General features: G+C 45.7%; 14 protein-coding genes. 11 read left to right on the top strand and 3 right to left on the bottom strand.

Translation table 11 applies throughout. The annotated features are described in order from the left end of the window. Positions 1–2 precede the first annotated feature (2 nt). From ilvB to T538_RS18530, 7 genes are all read left to right on the top strand, one after another. Positions 3–1700: a biosynthetic-type acetolactate synthase large subunit gene (gene ilvB / locus T538_RS0115800; RefSeq protein WP_031535613.1), complete on the top strand. Its 1698-nt coding sequence runs from the start codon at positions 3–5 to the stop codon at positions 1698–1700. 7 nt (positions 1701–1707) lie between these two features. Further along, the gene (gene ilvN, locus T538_RS0115795) at positions 1708–2265 is read left to right on the top strand and encodes an acetolactate synthase small subunit (protein WP_031535611.1); all 558 of its coding nucleotides are present in this window, start codon (positions 1708–1710) and stop codon (positions 2263–2265) included. A 14-nt stretch (positions 2266–2279) separates the two neighbouring features. After that, positions 2280–3029 carry an acyl-[acyl-carrier-protein] thioesterase gene (locus T538_RS0115790; protein WP_031535609.1) on the top strand — a complete coding sequence of 250 codons (750 nt, stop codon included), beginning with the start codon at positions 2280–2282 and terminating at the stop codon, positions 3027–3029. Positions 3030–3154: 125 nt separating this feature from the next. Further along, complete coding sequence (gene ilvC, locus T538_RS0115785; protein WP_031535607.1) at positions 3155–4198, top strand: ketol-acid reductoisomerase; 1044 nt, start codon at positions 3155–3157, stop codon at positions 4196–4198. A gap of 424 nt (positions 4199–4622) precedes the next feature. Further along, complete coding sequence (locus tag T538_RS0115780; protein WP_031535605.1) at positions 4623–4853, top strand: hypothetical protein; 231 nt, start codon at positions 4623–4625, stop codon at positions 4851–4853. A 61-nt stretch (positions 4854–4914) separates the two neighbouring features. Continuing rightward, positions 4915–7173 carry a hypothetical protein gene (locus T538_RS0115775; protein ID WP_155993314.1) on the top strand — a complete coding sequence of 753 codons (2259 nt, stop codon included), beginning with the start codon at positions 4915–4917 and terminating at the stop codon, positions 7171–7173. A gap of 82 nt (positions 7174–7255) precedes the next feature. Beyond that, complete coding sequence (locus T538_RS18530; RefSeq protein WP_155993312.1) at positions 7256–7411, top strand: hypothetical protein; 156 nt, start codon at positions 7256–7258, stop codon at positions 7409–7411. Positions 7412–8024: 613 nt separating this feature from the next. On the opposite strand, the gene T538_RS0115765 is transcribed toward T538_RS18530, so the two are convergent. Next, the gene (locus T538_RS0115765; protein WP_081835052.1) at positions 8025–9512 is read right to left on the bottom strand and encodes a TolB family protein; all 1488 of its coding nucleotides are present in this window, start codon (positions 9510–9512) and stop codon (positions 8025–8027) included. Between the two features lie 53 nt (positions 9513–9565). Here T538_RS0115765 and T538_RS0115760 point away from each other — a divergent pair, with 53 nt between their 5' ends. The 4 genes from T538_RS0115760 to T538_RS0115745 are packed head-to-tail and all read left to right on the top strand — an operon-like array spanning position 9566 to position 16104. Next, positions 9566–11170, top strand: coding sequence for a DUF6057 family protein (locus T538_RS0115760; RefSeq protein ID WP_155993310.1), 1605 nt, complete (start codon positions 9566–9568; stop codon positions 11168–11170). A 20-nt stretch (positions 11171–11190) separates the two neighbouring features. Beyond that, positions 11191–12996 carry a DUF6057 family protein gene (locus T538_RS0115755; RefSeq protein WP_031535597.1) on the top strand — a complete coding sequence of 602 codons (1806 nt, stop codon included), beginning with the start codon at positions 11191–11193 and terminating at the stop codon, positions 12994–12996. Positions 12997–13009: 13 nt separating this feature from the next. Continuing rightward, positions 13010–14473, top strand: a complete 1464-nt coding sequence (locus T538_RS0115750) for a TolB family protein (protein WP_031535594.1) — start codon at positions 13010–13012, stop codon at positions 14471–14473. After that, the gene (locus tag T538_RS0115745; RefSeq protein ID WP_031535592.1) at positions 14473–16104 is read left to right on the top strand and encodes an RluA family pseudouridine synthase; all 1632 of its coding nucleotides are present in this window, start codon (positions 14473–14475) and stop codon (positions 16102–16104) included. Before T538_RS0115750 ends, T538_RS0115745 begins: the two co-directional genes overlap by 1 nt. A gap of 3 nt (positions 16105–16107) precedes the next feature. On the opposite strand, the gene T538_RS0115740 is transcribed toward T538_RS0115745, so the two are convergent. Together T538_RS0115740 and T538_RS0115735 are read right to left on the bottom strand one after the other, a co-directional pair. Continuing rightward, a complete protein-coding gene (locus T538_RS0115740) occupies positions 16108–17262 on the bottom strand; it encodes a glycosyltransferase family protein (RefSeq protein ID WP_155993308.1) in 1155 nt (384 codons plus the stop codon). 205 nt (positions 17263–17467) lie between these two features. Continuing rightward, positions 17468–18193 (bottom strand): DUF3592 domain-containing protein, encoded by a 726-nt coding sequence (locus T538_RS0115735; RefSeq protein ID WP_031535588.1) that lies wholly within the window; start codon positions 18191–18193, stop codon positions 17468–17470. Between the last annotated feature and the right edge of the window lie 2 nt (positions 18194–18195).

Genomic DNA, 18195 nt, shown 5'->3' with positions numbered 1-18195 from the left:
TTATGAAAGATCCAATAACAGGTGCTGAGGCTCTTATGCGCTCGCTCGAGAACGAAGGCGTTGATGTTCTCTTCGGATATCCGGGCGGTGCAATTATGCCTTCATTTGATGCACTATACGACCATAAAAAGAAGTTGAACCATATTCTGGTTCGTCACGAACAGGCTGCCGCACATGCCGCTCAGGGCTATGCGCGAGTAAGCGGAAAGGTGGGCTGCTGCATTGTTACCAGCGGTCCGGGCGTAACAAACACCATTACGGGTATTGCTGATGCAATGATGGACAGCACTCCGCTCGTTGTAATTGCCGGTCAGGTGGGCGCAGCCTTCCTTGGCTCTGATGCCTTTCAGGAGGTCGACCTCGTCGGCGTTACTCAGCCAATCACAAAGTGGGCTTATCAGATTCGCCGTCCCGAGGATGTGGCGTGGGCTGTGAGCCGCGCATTCTACATCGCAAAGAGCGGTCGCCCGGGTCCTGTGGTACTCGACTTTGCCAAGAATGCACAGGTGGGCACTTGCGAGTACGAACCTCAGCACATCGACTTTATCCGCAGTTATGTTCCTGTTCCTGAGATGGATAACGATGCCGTTCAGGTGGCTGCCGACATGATTAACGCCTCACGCCGTCCGCTCGTGCTGGTTGGTCAGGGCGTAGAACTTGGCGGAGCGCAGAAGGAACTTGTCGACTTCCTTGAGAAGATTGATGCACCTGCCGGCTGTACTCTGCTCGGCTTGAGCGCGCTGGCATCAGACCATCCGCTCAACATGGGTATGCTTGGTATGCACGGAAGTCTGGCATCTAACGTAAAGACTCAGGAGTGCGACCTGTTGATTGCCGTCGGAATGCGTTTCGACGACCGTATCACCGGAAAACTCAGCACTTACGCAACTCAGGCTAAGAAGATTCATTTCGATATAGACCCTTCGGAAATAAACAAGAACGTGAAGGTCGATTTGGCTGTTCTTGGCGATTGCAAGGAGACTCTTGCAGCCGTTACCGAGATTGTTAGCAAGAAATCGCATCGCGAATGGATTGACAGCTTCGCTCCGTTCAAGGAGAAAGAGCAGAAGATGGTCATCGACAAGGAAGTTTATCCAACCGAAGGACCGATAAAGATGGGCGAGGTCGTAAACTGCGTTACCGAGGAGACAGGCAACAAGGCAATCCTCGTTACCGACGTTGGCCAGAACCAGATGATGGCTGCCCGCTACTTCAAGTTCACGCAGAAGCGAAGCATCGTAACATCGGGCGGAATGGGAACGATGGGATTTGGAATTCCTGCTGCCATCGGCGCAACATTCGGTGCACCAGAGCGCGATGTATGCCTCTTCCTTGGCGACGGCGGTATGCAGATGACCATTCAGGAGTTCGGCACTATAATGGAGCAGCAGGCACCAGTCAAGATAATTCTTCTTAACAACAACTATCTTGGCAACGTGCGCCAGTGGCAGGCAATGTTCTTCAACCGCCGCTACTCGTTCACGCCGATGACAAATCCCGACTTCGAGAAGATTGCAAGCGCATACAACATACCTTGCCAGACCGTTGTAGACCGCAAGGACTTGAAGGATGCCGTGAAGAAGATGATGGCAACCAAAGGCCCTTACCTGCTTCAGGTGGCTGTAGAGGAAGAAGGAAACGTGCTGCCAATGTGCGAGCCGGGACACGATGTCGATGATATGACGATGGAATTTAAATAACAGAAAGATGGAACAGAACAACAGAACATTATATACAATTCTTGTCTTCTCGGAGAACCTTGCCGGACTGCTGAACCAGATTACAGCCGTGTTCACTCGCCGACAGGTAAACATCGAGAGCCTTAACGTTTCGGCTTCGAGCATAAAGGGCGTACACAAGTACACCATCACATGCTACAGCGACAAGGAGACGGTTGACAAGATTACGCGTCAGATTGAAAAGAAAATTGATGTTCTTCAGGCAAACTATTTCACCGACGACGAGATTTTCATCGAAGAGTGCGGACTGATAAAGATTTCTACTCCCGTGATGCTCGAGAATCCGCAGGTTAGCCGATACATCCGCATCCACGATGCCAACATTGTAGAGGTTAATCCAACGTACAGCATCATCACAAAGAACGGTCTTACCGAAGATATCGAGTCGCTCTATCATTCTCTGAGAGACTGCGGATGCGTGCTCCAGTACGTGCGCTCGGGCAGAATTGCCATCACAAAGAGTTGCATAGAGCACCTTACCGAATATCTTTCTGAACGCGAACAGAAATATATGGCTTCTAAATAAAAAAAGAAAGAAAGATGGATAACGTAAGTAGTACACCATACGTTGCCGAACCCTTTCAGGTCGACTTCAACGGCAAACTGTTCATGAGCGTGCTTGGCAACAACCTGCTCAACACAGCTGGTTTCCATGCCAACGACCGCGGCTTCGGCATTGCTACGCTTAACCAGAGCAAGTACACATGGGTGCTCTCCCGTTTCGTAATCGAGATGAACGAGATGCCCAGCCAGTACGAACACTACTCGATAGAAACGTGGATTGAAAAGGTGTTCAGGTTCTTTACCAACCGTAACTTCGCCATCAAGGGCGACGGCGGAAAGGTGTATGGCTATGCCAAGAGCATCTGGGCGATGATATCGCTCGACACACGAAAGCCCGAAGACCTGCTCGTTCTGCACGGCGGAAGCATTGTTAATTATGTTGTACCCGAGAAGGAGTGTCCCATCGACCCTCCCGGCAGAGTGAAGGTGACAGATGCCGAGCCCGTGTTCACTTACCGCAGTTGTTACAGCGACATCGACGTGAACGGTCATGTAAACAGCGTAAAGTACATGGAGCACATGATAAACCTGCTTCCGTTCCAACTTTTCAAGGAGCATTTCATAAAGCGTTTCGAGATTGCCTACGTTGCCGAATCGTATATCGGCGATGTGCTTCACTTCTTTCTGCATAAAAATTCAGAACTTGAATATCTGATAGATGTGCGCAAAGAAGCTGAAAATGGCACTTTTGAAACCGTGTGCAGAGGCTTTATTCAACTAATTTAAAGTTTTTGCATAAAAAAAGTGATAAATTTGCACGGAATAGAGCAAAAAAGTGTAAATTTGCAAGCGAAAAACGTAAACTAATAATAACGCGCTATAAAAGGCGCACAAAAAACATATAATATAAAATGGCACAGATGAATTTTGGCGGTGTTATTGAGAACGTAATGACCCGCGAAGAGTTTCCTTTGGAGAAGGCTCGTGAAATACTTAAAGACGAGACAATCGCAGTTATTGGCTATGGAGTTCAGGGTCCGGGCCAGTCTTTGAACTTGCGCGACAACGGCTTCAACGTAATCGTTGGTCAGCGTCCGGGCAAGACTTTCGAGAAGGCAGTTGCTGATGGCTGGGTTCCGGGTGAGACATTGTTTGGTATCGAGGAGGCTGCAGAGAAGGCTTCTATCGTAATGTGCTTGCTTTCTGATGCTGCTGTAATGTCAGTATGGCCTACACTCAAGAAGTACCTTACTCCTGGCAAGGCTCTTTACTTCTCTCATGGTTTTGCTATTACTTGGAACGACCGCACAGGCGTTGTTCCTGCTAAAGATATCGACGTTATCATGGTTGCGCCTAAGGGTTCTGGTACATCACTCCGTACTATGTTCCTTGAGGGTCGTGGCTTGAACTCTTCATACGCTGTATATAATGATGCTACAGGCAAGGCACTCGACCGTACTTTGGCTCTTGGTATCGGTATCGGTTCTGGTTACTTGTTCGAGACTACATTCCAGCGCGAGGCTACTTCAGACCTTACTGGTGAGCGTGGTTCTTTGATGGGTGCTATTCAGGGCTTGCTTCTTGCTCAGTACGAGGTACTTCGCGAGAACGGTCACACTCCATCTGAGGCATTCAACGAGACTGTTGAGGAGCTTACTCAGTCGCTTATGCCATTGTTCGCAAAGAACGGTATGGACTGGATGTACGCAAACTGCTCAACAACTGCACAGCGTGGTGCTCTCGACTGGATGGGCCCATTCCACGATGCTTGCAAGCCTGTAGTTCAGAAACTTTACGAGTCTGTTAAGTCTGGTAACGAGGCACAGATCTCAATCGACGCTAACTCAAAGCCTGACTATCGTGAGGGCTTGGAGAAGGAGTTGAAGGCACTTCGCGAGAGCGAGATGTGGCAGACTGCCGTTACAGTTCGCAAACTTCGTCCAGAAAACAACTAAAAGAACTTTTGGATATATTTGATTAACAAAAAAACTCGGCTGGATAGTGAACTATTTCATTTCCAGCCGTTTTTTTTGTTTGTCCGCTTGCGAAATATCTTGTCGTAGCGGCAAGATGTGCGATTTGTATAAAAAACTGTCTGAAATGGTGTTTCCAATCCGAAAAATTTTGGCATTTTTTAGTTTGATTTTTGTTTTAAAGTTATGATATTTTGTTTTTTTAGCATTTTTTTAGAATAAATGTTTTGTAGCGTATTTATTTTTTTTGTTATTTTGCAGCCGAATGGCATAAAATCATGGTTAATACCGTGTAGTGTGCCTTGACAAGTCACTGGAAACACTGGAAATGCGCCCCTAAAACAAGCAAAATTAAAAGGGGGCGTGAGAATTCTTTATAATAAGTATATTCTGTTAATAAACAAGAATGATGGGGAAAAACTTCGTAAATTCAAATGTGTCGCAACTTGCTGGTGCATCAGGTAAGGAAACTCGCAACAGATATGTTAAACCCGTGTCTGCCGAGGTTGCTCTAATTACTGATGCTTATTTTCTTAATGTAAGTATGGAAGATATCGATGAAGGTGATCATCTCGCCAAGAAAAGAAGAAACGAGAATATCACTACCATGACAACTCCTGATGAAGGTTACCAGTAACACCATAGTTATCACTATTTTTATGTCGTATTTTAATGAATCTTTAATAAAACCAGGTATTATGAATAGGTATTTAAAAGTATTAGGGTTGGGGGTGGTACTCTCAGCCGTAATTTCATGTACTGATGACGTGTTGCCCGCCGGTAACCAAACTGATGCTGAAGGTGTATACAAAATAAATATAACAGAACCTGAAACTCGTTTTGTCTACGATGCAAATAGTGAAAATCCATCAAAAATTGTCGTAAACTGGGCTGAAAACGACCAGCTTTCTGTATTTGTTGGTGGAGGGAATATTGGTGCATTGTTCGACCTTACGGGTGGTGCAAACTCAAAGCAGGGCGAGTTCTCTGGCTCATTTAAGTGTACTGGTAACGCTCCTAAGGATGGCGACCGCATCTACGCTTTCTATACTGCCGAGTCTAACATCGTTGTTCCTAAAGTTGTTAACGGACAGCTGGTTACTGAGGTTAAGAATGGTACAACTGTTGAGGCTTCTGAAGAGAAGACAAACACAGCAAGCCGTATTTATTGCAGTTTCCGCAATCAGGTACAGGGTGCAAACGCAATACCTGAATTTAAGACAAGAAATGGACGTTCTGTAGATTTTCGCTACGGATCTGCATATTATTACGAGGATATGGGTAAGAACCTTCCAAGCATGAGACTAAACTCGCTTTCGTCTTATATCTTGGCTAAGTTCAAGCTGAAGGATTCAAGTGGCAAGCCTGCTGGTAAGGGCTGGAAGCCTTACAAGGTTTCGCTTATTACAGAGAAGTGCTATTTCGATTCTTTGGTATATGTTGACCTCGCTCCAAAAGACGGTGGCGAGTTAAAGGATATTGCATTCCAGCCTTATGCTGTTGTAACAAGTACTGGAGTAGAGAATACTGGTCACCAGACATCTTACATGACTGTGGCTCTAAACGAGAAGGATAAGAATGGTAAAATTACAAAGGATTATTGGGATGTAGACCTTTCTACAACCGATGAGACTTTCTATGTTTACTTTGCAGTTCCTCCAACAAACATTCCACAGGGACAGCACTTGCAATGTGTTGTCTCAATGGTAAATGTTGATGATGAAACACCAATTGTTAAGTCGTTTGCTTATCCTATTGAGATTACAAAGGCAACAGGCTTTAATTTGGAGGCTGGTAAATGCTCGAGTGCCGACTTTACTCGTCCTGTAGAAAGCAAGGAGTTCCTGCTTAACGGTGAGTTCTTTATCAACCCTGTTTACAATCCGGATGATAAATCTTGGGCTTATCAGGGCTTGTCTGGTTTGGGGAAGATTTATCCAAACTATTTCTCTGGAGGTTCACCTGATAGAAATGAGGTAAGACAGTCAACTGTATCCTTGTTTAAATATAATTTGAATAACTTGGCTTGTTATGATACCTCTTTCGATGGTATGTACATTAAAACTTACAAGGACGGAAATGTAATAAAAGGTTCTATCACACGATATACAAGCTATCCTGTGTTTGGGTATCAGTATGAGGGCGATGACGCAATTACTCCACGCCCAAACCAGCCAATTCATGCAATCCTTTCTAATGTAGGTGATCCACACAATCAGGAATGGTTTGCAAGAAACACTCATGCCATTGCTTCTGCGCAGAGTTTGTGGCCTCGTAAAGATTGGCTGAATGCTTGGGGAGAATTTTATGAAAATATAAAAAGTAAGAGTTCTGCTCCTTTGATTTCAAACAGCAATTCAACGGACTTGGCTTTGCCTGGGGTTAGCATAAATGATTTTCAACAGAACTTCTGTAGATGTCCATTTCTTCCAAATGCAGAGCATAATTTTGAATATTGCTGCGTAGAGTCTTTGGGAGATTATTGGAATGGCTATTCTGGTGTAACTTCATGCAGCACAAGCAAACTTGTTCAGAACGAACTTGATAAAGATTATGCAAATTTAGGCACATACCTTGAAAATGAAAGAGGTACTGGTGGTAATAAAAATATTCCGATGGCTACATGGTATTCTGAGTATTTGATTAGAAATGGTGCTCGTATGGATGACTACTATATAAACTATGGTGAGTTTGAAATAGATTTCACAAAGCACTATTACGATACAAAAGTAGAACTTGACAATGGTATTTGGACATACAAAGGTGGCGTTTCATTCCCATTAGCATTCTATTTGCACCATTTTGGTTATCAGGCTCCTGCAAATATTCGAGATTATGGTATTTCTATTCTTGATGGTGAGGAGTTTAGATTGACACATACGAATGATGGTCTGCGTTCTGGTCCAACTGTAAACCAGTGGGCTCCATCTAACATTTGGTGTTTCAAGCGTAAGTAAAAATATAGAACTATGCAGCGGCATTATAATTGCTGTTGCATAGTTTGTTTTAGTCAATATGTTTAATACTAAAAATCGGATTATGAAACAAATGTATGTTAAGCCAGAAATGGCGGTAAAAGAGGTGATAGAGCGTTGCTCAATCCTCGAAAGTTCCGACGACGACAACTGGACAATCAGTCCGTCTGTAAAGAACGAGGACAAGCATGGGAATCCTCAAGCATTTTACAATGCCTAAATGATGTACAAACAATAATATTTTCGAGCAGTTCCGCCAGCAATATGGCAGAGCTGCTTTTTTTGTTATGAAATATTTATAGCTTGATTTTTTTATGCTTGTTCGGATTTATAATGATGCTTGCGAGTTCGGAAAGTGTGCAAGTGCTCTTCGTTTGTAATCTATTTCTTCGTTTCAATTAAAAAGATTTTTCAGCTTTCACCCCCTCATTTTAAATTCCATATAGACCCTAATTCAAAAAAATCCACCTTCATTTTTAAATTTTCAGCTTTCAATTCTCAAATTTTAACTTAGAATTGTCCGAACCTTCCCCGAACCTTCCCCGTAGCTACTCCGTTCCTACCCCGTAGCTACAACGTACCTTGAACGTACCTTGAACGTATCTTGGACGTACCTTGCGGCTTGCTACCCCGTATCTACCCCGTAGTACAGGCTTGCTTCCCACTTACTATCGGCTTGTTTCTTCGTATCTTCCCCATAGCTTCTCCGAACTCAGAAGCTATGTTGAATCTACCTTGACATAATCTTTAAACTTTCAATTTTCAACTTTCTCTAATTATGAAAGCAATTTTGAATTATGAATTATGAATTGTGAATTATTCATTGTCAACTGTCAATTGTCAATTGTTCTCGTTGAATCCTCCTCGGTTATTGAGAGCACATCGGCCTTTTGCGCCTGCGTATTGAAATAGACATTCTTTATGTCGTCGGCATTGAAGTTTGCTGGCGTATTGCTTAGCTCAGGAATGTTGAAACTCTTAAATGTGTTGTCGTAGAACGTTGGATGCTTCTGCGGCAGGCAGAATGCCTTGCTTACATTTCCTTTGTCGTCAACATATGCAAAGTAAGGCTTGCCGTACATTCCGTCGTCGCGCTTGCTGGCAAAGACAAACCAGTGTGCGTTGGTAGACCATGAGTGATAAGTATCAGAATTAGACGAATTTGTCTCGCTTAGATTGTTGACTTTTTTCGATGCTATCGCCATCATCTGCAAGTCAGCCTCTTTGTGCCAGATAGGGAATGTTCCGCAGTCCGAGATGGTGTAAAGAATGTATTTGCCGTCGGGCGAGCACTTTGGAAACGAAACAGAATGACCGTTTTCCTTGGCGTTGTAGAGCGTATCTACAACATCGCCCGGCATTCCCGTAACTTGGTCGAACGAGACGCAGCAAAGGCTGTATTTCAGGAATGGAAGGTCGGCAGCCTCGCCCTTTCGCGCGCCGCAGAACAGAATCTTTCTGCCGTCGGGCGTGAAGGTAGGGAACGACATGAACGTGATTGAGTCGCTCAACGCCTTGTTTGTTACTATACGGTTGTCTTTTGTGTCTACCACCACTAAGTTTGATGAGGCATCGTAGACCTCGAGTCTTTCTGCTCCTTTGGTGTGCAGGGCAGGGATGATGGTATTTGTTGTGTAGACAATGAATCTGCCCGAAGGATGAAAGTCGCCGTAGATGCACGGATCGTTCAGTTCGTCCTTCAGTAAGAGTTTTTTCAGTTTGCCGTCGTTGTTGATGATTGTTCCGCCGTTTTTTCCGCGCAGGTGGAAGAACGACAGGTTTCCGCTCTTCTTGCCGTAGGTGTGGCAGTTCATGCAACTGTTGTCAACATCGCGGTTGTCTATGAGTACGCGCTCATCGAACGACTCGATGTTTCGCTCGCAAATCTGAATGTGGTTCCACACCTCGTAGCCCGGCTCTATCAGACGGTAACTGATGTAAGAGTCGATAGGCTCGTTGACTATAGTCCAAGTAGACGACTTGAACAGAAGCCATTTGCCGTCTTTCTTTCCGTAGACATTAAGTTGGGCATTCTTTCCCTTGTTTCGTTGAAGAAAGTCGTGCCAATCGCCCTCGTCCCATATCAGTTCTGTGCTTCCGCTTGCCTCAATCTCGTCGGCATCGCATTTTGCCTTGGCGTATATTTCGGAATATCCGCCGCGAAGCATGAAGTTGAGCGGAGCAATATTGTAGGGGAGAGTTATGTCGGTATAGTCGGGAAACATTGGCGCTGCGGTGTTAGTAGCGGTGTAGTTGCCCGGTGCGCCATTACAGGCACATAAAATAAACGCTGCAAGTGGGTAAAGTAAGTGTTTGAACATATTTTAATAATTCAGATTGCAAAGATAACAATAAAAGTGTTATTTTTGCAACTATGTTAAACAAATCGATACAATGGAGAAGGGCAATAATGTGCGTCGTAAGCCTTTTGGTGTTGGGCGGTATCTTTGCTTTTTTCTTTATACTATATCCTAACCATTTGTATGTACGCGAACAGAACATGATGTTTCTGCTCGATAATGAGTACATCAGGCACTACTTCACAAAGCCGGGGTGGTTTGCTTGCCTTGCCGGCGATTTCGTTACTCAGTTTCTGTATTATGTAGGTGGAGGCGCGACGGTAATAACTATTCTGCTGGCTCTGCTTCTGCTGGCACTCTATGGCGGACTGAAGGTGTCGCTTCCGCGGTGGGTGGCGTTTGCTGTTGCCTTGCTTGCCGTTGTTTACGAAGGGCTCAGAAACATCGACACGTTCTATCCGCTGGCATCTACCGTGTCGCTGGCTGGCGGTGCGGCAATGTTTCAGTTTTATGTCTACGGTAGTTGCAGCCGCTATTTTCATGCCTTCATCGGACTGCTTCTGATGGTTATTTCATATTGGATGCTCGGCTACGGATTTCTGCTTCTTGGAGTGCTTATTCTCGTTCATTCCGTGCGATACCGTCTTTGGGCTCAGCCGATAGCTGTAGTTCTTGCCGCCGGATTCCCGTGGCTGATGGCGGGACACTATCAGTTTGACGAAGAAAAGGCATACACCTATGCTTCTGGAAAATGGTTCTGCCTTCCAAACTGGTACGAAGAAGACCTCTATTCGGTTATAAACAGTTATTATTTCGGAAATTACAGAAAGAGCGCGACCGATGCGCTGGCTTTTCAGAAGAAATACGGTCCGGACAGATATTTTGCATATTACTACAATCTCGGCAATGCCATGCAGAATGCCCTGCCCGATAATCTGCTTAATAGCCCTTATTGCTCGGCAAAGGGATTGGCGGTGGAGATGTCAAACAATACCAACTATCAACTTATGGGCTGCGGATGCGACCTATGGCTGGCGATGGGGCATACCACGGTTGCCGAACATTGTGCCATGCTCGGTCTAATCTTCTCGCCCGAAAGTAGAAATGCCAAGATGGTTCGCAAACTTGCCGAGATAAACCGTCTGACTGGCGAGAAGGAAGTAGAAAATAAGTACAGACGGATGTTGGACAAGATGATTTGCTATCGGTGGGCAGCACATTCCGTGGCAAAAAAAACGCAGATGATTCTGCCTGAAAACGATACGATTGTAACAACAAACGATATCCGCGGATGTTTTGAAAACATGGCACAGAACAGGTTGCCAAACCGAATGGCGATAGACTATCTGCTGTGCTACGACCTTCTGACGGGTGCGCTTCAGCCATTCTGTAATGACCTTCAGGCGTACGGACGGAAAGTCTATTCGGGCAATCTGCCGCGAATATATCAAGAGGCTCTCCTCATTGTCTACGCATCGGCAAAGCAGCATGGCGACGAGCAGTTGGCAAGTCAGATTCAGCAGTATCCTGTGATGCAGGAGACGATGCGCGAATTTTCTGACTTCAACAAGGCGTTTGCCGAGACAAACGGTAACAAGCAGGCTCTCGAACCACGTTTTGGAAAGACGTACTGGTTCTATCTGAAATTCAGAGTCAGGAGAGTCGGGAAAGTTCAGTAACTTAAAGCTTTTATAGTACAATGATAAACATTAAAGACCCAAAGTGGATTCCGTGCGTTGATGCGGTGCTGTCGGCTGCGTTTGCCGCGGCTGTTTTTCTGTTCTTTTGGCTGAAATATCCTTATCACTTGATATTTCAGGAACAGTATCAGATTTTTCTGTGTACCGCCGATTTTGCGCGGCAGTTAATCTTGCTGCCCGGCGGACTGTCGGCTTATGTTGGCAGATTTCTTACGCAGTTCTTCTTCATGCCGGCTTGCGGAGCGGCGATAATGGCGGCTCTTCTGCTTGCCGTGCAGATTCTTTCGGCCTCGTTGCTGCGCCGTCGCAGTCTGCTAAACTATTCGCTCTCGTTCATTCCAGCGGCAATTCTGATGGTTTTGTATCTCGACGAAGACGTGCTTCTGCCGCTCGCCGTTTCCGAAATTCTGCTTCTTCTTGCAGCAAGAATTGTCGTTTCTGTTGAGGGGGATATTCTTCGCCGGCTGCTTTTTATTGCACTTGTTCCGTTGCTCTTCTTCATGCTCGGAAACATAAGTGTCGTTTTTGTGCCGATAGTCCTTGCCGATGAGTTTCTGCACAGAAAGATGAATCTTGTGAAGTGGCTGATTTTGATGATGGTAGCCGTGGCTGTTGCTGTTGCGTGCCCGTTTGTGGCGCAGCATTTCTGTAGTTATCAGTCGGACTGGCTGATGTTTGGACTTCACTATTACCGTCCTCGCTTTGCAACTCCGTATTATCTGTGGCTTTCTGCCGCCGTCGTGCCATTGGTTCTGGTGGCTTCGGCAATGATAAAACTTGGCGAGAAAGCCGAAAAATACATAGGATGGTGCGCCGTGTTAGTGATTGCCGTCGGCGCAGTCTATGCCGTTAATAAGAAGGCGATGCCGAGCAAGGAGATGGCGATGAGATACTCAAAACTGATGTATGATCAGCAGTGGAACGACATCATCGCCCTTGCCAACGAGCAGCCTCCAACAAATCCGATGTCGGCAATCTGCTTGAATCTTGCGCTGATAAAGACCGGCAATGCCAACAGCCTCTTCTGCTATCCGCAGCACGGAACGCAATGCCTTCTGCCTGAGTTTACGAAAGACTATGTTGCGCCGCTTGTTACGGCTCAGGTATTCTATCATCTTGGAATGATAAACGATGCCATGCGCTCAACATTCGAGGCGCAAGAGTGCATTCCCGACTATCAGAAAAGTGCGTTCTGCTACAAAGTGCTTGCCGAGTGCAACTTGATTACGGGTAACTATCAGGTGGCAAAAAGATACGTCTCACTTCTGAAAAATACGATTTGCTACCGCAAATGGGCTGAGGACGTCAGCCAGTTACTGTGGCACAAAGGAGCATCGCCTTCTGCCGAGAAACTGCTGACAGACAAGGCTGTAGAATCGCATCCGGTTTATGGACATCTTAGGGAGTTCCTAATCAGAAAGGAAAACGATTTCTTCTATTCCGAGACGGAGACAGACTCGATGCTCGGCAATGTCTATCTTACAAACACAAGCAATACGATGGCATACGACTATATGATTTCGTGGCTGCTGCTTGGCAAGAACGTGCCGCGTTTCGTGGAAGTTTTTGATGTGAACCACGACCTTTACGGAAAGCCTCTGCCACGCCTCTATCAAGAGGTAATTGCGCTGGCGTGGGCAAAGGGGCATCGCGACTTCAGCGGAATCCCTTATCCGATAGAAAAGGACATCCAGATGAGTTTTTCCAACTTTATGCATGCCTACAAAGGCAAGGCTCCCGAGAGTTACATGAAGGCGAACTTCGGCAACACTTATTGGTACTACTTCGCTTTTGCAAACAATTAAAATGAAATATCTTATGAAGACGATTATATATTTTGCCGTATGCTGTATGCTGATGACTTCGTGTGGTATGGAGGCGGTGAAAAATGCTCGAACAGACGGCAATTTTCCGAAGATTTATCCTGATTATGTTGATGTTACCGTGCCGGCACAGATTGCACCGCTGAACTTTGCAATGGCTGACGATGCCGCATCGCTCATTGATGTCGTTGCAACTGGCGAGAAAGGCGGAAATATCCATGTTCAGGGAGAATATGCCGATTTTGACGAGGCTGAATGGAAGGAACTTCTGCAACAGAACATCGGCTCGAAAATATGGTTCGAAGTCAGCGCAAAGACCGACGGCGGCTGGACTACGTTCCGCAAGTTCAGCATAAGCGTTAGCGGCGATGAGATTGATTACGGCATTGCCTACCGTAAACTCGCGCCGGGCTACGAAGTGTTCAGCAAGATGGGAATATACGAGCGCAATCTGTCGAACTTCGACGAAACGGCGGTGCTCGAAAATACGCAGTTCGACGGTTGCTTGAACTGCCACGAGTTTAACAAATGCAATCCCGAAGGACTGACGATGCACATCCGCGGCGACCACAGTGCCACGCTTATAAGAACGCAAGGCGGCATAGAGGCTCTGAACACGAAGACCGACAGCACCATCGGATTCTGTGTTTATCCGTACTGGCATCCGTCTGGAAAATTCATCGTTTACTCTACAAATACCACGCGACAGATGTTCCATTCGATGCCCGAGAAGATAATCGAGGTCTTCGATTTGGAATCGGACTTACAAGTGTATGATATTCAGAAGAAAGAACTGATTTTGAGCAACTCGGTGATGCTTGCCGACTCGTGGGAGACATATCCTACATTCTCGCCAGACGGCAAGACGCTTTACTTCTGCACAGCCCAGAAAGCCGATATTCCTTCGGAACTGAAGAACGTGAGATACAGTCTCTGCAAGGCTTCGTTCAACTCCGAAACAGGAAAGGTTGGCGAGGATGTTGATACGCTTGTAAGTGTGCGCACTACGGGCAAGAGCGTCACATTTCCGAAGCCATCGTACGACGGACGCTATCTGATGTACACGTTGTGCGACTACGGATGCTTCTCAATCTGGCATCACGAGGCCGATTTGTACCTGCTCGACCTTAAAACGGGCGAGAGCCGTGCGCTTTCATCAGCCAACAGTAGCGACACCGACAGTTATCACAACTGGAGCACCAACAGCCGTTGGTTCGTGTTCAGTTCGCGCCGCGACGACGGTCAGTTTACGCGCCTATACTTCTCGCACATCGGTGCCGACGGAAAGGAGAGCAAGCCGTTCATGCTTCCGCAGAAAAATCCGAAGAAATATTATGCTGAGTTAATGCTTTCGTACAACGTTCCGGAGTTCGTAACCGCGCCAATAAAATTCGACCGTATGGAAGCCGTTGAAAGGATAAATTCTGCCGAACGAACCACTTTAAAAGTCAGACGCTGATGTTTCATAAACTGAAAATCGACAAGAATACCGAACTTCCTGCAAAGTTCAACAATCCTTTCTGTTACACACCTCATCCGCTGTGCCTCGCTGCCGCCGATGAGGTGCGGAACTATATTGCCATGCGCACCGACTGGCACAATGAGTTGAACCAAGGCAAGATGTTCGGCGTTCTGGTTTGCGAGAGCGCATCGGGCGAGATTGGCTATCTGGCAGCCTTCAGCGGAAATTTGGCGCACAGCAACAATCATCCGTTTTTCGTTCCGCCAGTCTACGATTTGCTCAATCCGCAAGGATTTTTCAAGCAGGAAGAAAGCAATATTTCAGCCATCAATCATCGGATTTCGGAACTTCAGAACTCGGAGGAATTTCAGAATCTTGTCGACGAATTGAGAACGAAAGAGGCTGAAGGACGGCAGAAAATTGATGCTTTCCGCCAGCAGATGAAGGCAGACAAGGCACGTCGCGATGAGTTGCGCAAGACTTCCATCGACAAAGAAACCATCGATTTGATGATAAAAGAAAGTCAGTTTCAGAAAGCCGAACTGAAAAGACGCGAGCGCGATTTGAAACTTCAGCTCGACGGACTGAAAGAGAAGGTCGATGCCGTAAAAATCGAGATTGAACGACTGAAACAAGAGCGCAAGCAACGCTCGTTCAGACTTCAGATGCAACTTTTCGACGAGTTCCGGCTACTGAATGCCAAGGGCGAGGCGAAGGGAATCTGTACGCTCTTTGCCCAGTCGCCAGACCATCCCGACATTCCGCCTGCTGGAACGGGCGAGTGCGCTGCGCCAAAGCTTTTGCAGTATGCCTATGCCAACGGCTTTCGTCCTGTTGCGATGGCTGAATTCTGGTGGGGCGAGTCACCAAAGGGCGAGATTCGCCGTCATGGAAACTTCTATCCGGCATGCCAAGGCAAGTGCGCTCCGCTGCTCAGGCACATGCTCATCGGACTTGACGTTGAGGAAAATCAGCATGAAAAAGAGGCATCGCGCAACCATCAGCCAAAAGTAGTTTTCGAGGACGAATGGCTGCTTGTTGTAGATAAACCGTCTGGAATGTTGTCCGTTCCGGGAAAGGTGAGCGAAGTGTCCGTTTATCAGTGGGGTGCCGATAATTATCCAGATGCCACCGGACCGCTGGTTGTTCATCGGCTCGACATGGCAACATCGGGCTTGCTCGTAATTGCCAAGAACAAAGATGTTTGCGCTATGATGCAGCGTATGTTCGAAGGTCGCGAGGTGGCGAAAAAGTACGTCGCGCTGCTCGAATCGCGCGGAAATCTAACTGAAAGTGAGAGTGGCAAGATAGAGCTTCCGCTCGCGCCCGACTACATAAACCGTCCTCGTCAGAAGGTCGATTTTGAGAACGGAAAAACGGCTGTTACAATGTACAAGGTCGTTTCTGTCGGCAACGATTATGTCCGCGTCGAACTGTTTCCGAAGACTGGACGCACGCATCAACTTCGTGTTCATTGCGCAAGCATTCAGGGGCTCAATGCCCCGATAATCGGCGATGAGTTGTACGGTATCCGTGCGAGCCGACTCTTTCTCCATGCCGAGCAGATTTCGTTCGTTCATCCCGTAACAAAAAAGAGCCTCACCATTGTTAGTAAGGCTCCTTTCTGACGACTATGATATTGCTTCGTCTTTTCTAAATTTCCGGTTGTAAATCTGTTCGATTGTGTATGCCGCAAAAATAATCAGCACGAACAAAAACGGATAGTGGTATCTTGCCATAACTGGCATCAGAACAGTTCCGCCTGTGCCGATTATGATGTATGCAAGAAGCGAAATATACGCTTTCTTGCGATTTTTGTATAAGTCTTTTCTGTAAGCAACAACGCCGAACAGTGCAAGAATAAATACGATGTAATAAGGTATGTTCTTAAAAAACATTGATATTGCGTATTCTCTTTTTTCTTTATTGTCAGACGATGTCTTTCTGTAATAGTAGTCTCTTATCACAAGTCTTTCAGGCCAGCTGTCGTCGGCATACATATACGGAACTTTGTAGAAAAACATTTTGAAATATTTTCCGGGATTCTTTTTTATCCATTCAATTCCGGCATCGTGCCACATCTTGTCTTTTTCGAAAACGGTCTTGTCTTTGTTGTTTTTGTATGCGTATTTCGATTCCTTTAATTTAATAATTTTGGATCCTTTTGTCGTTGTTCCGTCGGCGTAGTCGTTAGCGGTCTGCAAAAGGTTTGTGCCACCGGTTGTCGATTTGCTTACGTAGTAGCCCATGCGTGCCTCGTTAAACTTTCCGTATCCGAAATTGAGGACGAAAAACGGAATGAAAAGTAATAGATAATGCTTCCAATTAACTTTGCTGAAAGCGAAGAAGATGACAATCGTAATAATAAACAGTATGCTGAGAGGACGGATTGTGTTGGCTATGGCAAACAGAACTGTTGCAATTAGCACATTGTACCATTTTGTGGTCAGGCACAGACATAAGCCAGTCATACCTAGAAACATGAATGGTATTTCGGTTCCCCATATAAGTATGCCAAGATAGTTCGAATAAACAAGGCAATATAATATCGCTGCGATGTAGCCAACTGTCTTTGAAAAGAAGAATTTGGCGATGTAGTAAACCTCGTAAAGCATTGCCATATTCATTGCAAACTGGAATACACCATTATAGTCCATTGTTCCCAAAAGTTTTAGCTGAAAAATCAGAAAGTTTATCAGGCCTGGAGCAACGATATAACTATCGTATAAGTTGTTTGCCGTTGGATACAGTGAATTCTCGTTAAATGCTCCTGTTGCTAATCTCATGTGTACAACTTGGTCGGAAAATTGCGGAGATTTGAAGAATACAATCAGTAATACAATTTGAATAATCATGAATAGGGCAATTGCCACCTTTGTTGCCAAATCTAATTTTTTCATTTACATCTGATGTTTAAAATTGAATGCAAAAGTAATAAAAAAACGTGCAATCTGATATCTTTTTGTCATTTTGTTTTTATGGGAGAAAAACTTATCTGAGTTTGTGCTTTGATTTTTTCATGTCATGCCTGATGAACATTCCTCCGCCGCAGAACAATGTGCCCACGCTGAACAGAATGATGTGCCACAGCAGAAAATCATTGCCCATGCGACAGCGTATCGGATTGTTGCGGTCGCAATATACGGTAACCTGCGAGTCGTAGAAAAATTCCGAAACAGTTACTTGGCTCATATATTCTTTTCCGTCAATCTGATATTTTAGTATTGCGAAATAATGCTTTACCTTTTTGCTGCTGCCCTTGCTTCTGATCCACGAACTGTATGTATTCACCACGGTAGCTTCGGCTTTTATCATAGATTGGCGTGATGTTATGTCCCATGTCAGCAGTCCGCCGCCAATTATGAGGAGCAGCAGTCCTATTCTGATGAATACTTTTGGCAGAATGTCTTCGTCGTTAGATTCTCTAAAACCGAGGATGCCGGAAATCCATATCCCGAATTTCTTTCCGATTATCTTCATCATCATCATTCCGCCAATGATGAAAGCCGCGGCGAACAGATAGCAGAATACCAGCATTCCGATGACGAATGCTGGGTTGTATTCGGTTGTCTCGATGCCGTTTACGTTGCTCGTAACGATGTAGAAATCGTCTGTTCCGCCTTTCGCGTAGATGTAGTACGACGGGATGGCTAATGAGAAGATTCCTATCAGCAGAAAAACAAGTCCTAAAGCGTTGATTTTGTTTGTTGCGCTCATGT

Source organism: Bacteroides sp. Ga6A2 (genome assembly GCF_000702225.1).
In the GTDB taxonomy this organism is placed as follows: Bacteria; Bacteroidota; Bacteroidia; order Bacteroidales; family Bacteroidaceae; genus Ga6A1.
The sequence above is the reverse complement of the archived record's forward strand: the minus strand, read 5'-3'. Positions and strand labels throughout refer to the sequence as shown.

Bases quoted from the DNA above. Each gene is read 5' to 3' on its own strand.
- ilvB (WP_031535613.1), top strand. From the start codon at position 3: ATGAAAGATCCAATAACAGGTGCTGAGGCTCTTATGCGCTCGCTCGAG.
- ilvN (WP_031535611.1), top strand. From the start codon at position 1,708: ATGGAACAGAACAACAGAACATTATATACAATTCTTGTCTTCTCGGAG.
- T538_RS0115790 (WP_031535609.1), top strand. From the start codon at position 2,280: ATGGATAACGTAAGTAGTACACCATACGTTGCCGAACCCTTTCAGGTC.
- ilvC (WP_031535607.1), top strand. From the start codon at position 3,155: ATGGCACAGATGAATTTTGGCGGTGTTATTGAGAACGTAATGACCCGC.
- T538_RS0115780 (WP_031535605.1), top strand. From the start codon at position 4,623: ATGATGGGGAAAAACTTCGTAAATTCAAATGTGTCGCAACTTGCTGGT.
- T538_RS0115775 (WP_155993314.1), top strand. From the start codon at position 4,915: ATGAATAGGTATTTAAAAGTATTAGGGTTGGGGGTGGTACTCTCAGCC.
- T538_RS18530 (WP_155993312.1), top strand. From the start codon at position 7,256: ATGAAACAAATGTATGTTAAGCCAGAAATGGCGGTAAAAGAGGTGATA.
- T538_RS0115765 (WP_081835052.1), bottom strand. From the start codon at position 9,512: ATGTTCAAACACTTACTTTACCCACTTGCAGCGTTTATTTTATGTGCC.
- T538_RS0115760 (WP_155993310.1), top strand. From the start codon at position 9,566: ATGTTAAACAAATCGATACAATGGAGAAGGGCAATAATGTGCGTCGTA.
- T538_RS0115755 (WP_031535597.1), top strand. From the start codon at position 11,191: ATGATAAACATTAAAGACCCAAAGTGGATTCCGTGCGTTGATGCGGTG.
- T538_RS0115750 (WP_031535594.1), top strand. From the start codon at position 13,010: ATGAAGACGATTATATATTTTGCCGTATGCTGTATGCTGATGACTTCG.
- T538_RS0115745 (WP_031535592.1), top strand. From the start codon at position 14,473: ATGTTTCATAAACTGAAAATCGACAAGAATACCGAACTTCCTGCAAAG.
- T538_RS0115740 (WP_155993308.1), bottom strand. From the start codon at position 17,262: ATGAGATTAGCAACAGGAGCATTTAACGAGAATTCACTGTATCCAACG.
- T538_RS0115735 (WP_031535588.1), bottom strand. From the start codon at position 18,193: ATGAGCGCAACAAACAAAATCAACGCTTTAGGACTTGTTTTTCTGCTG.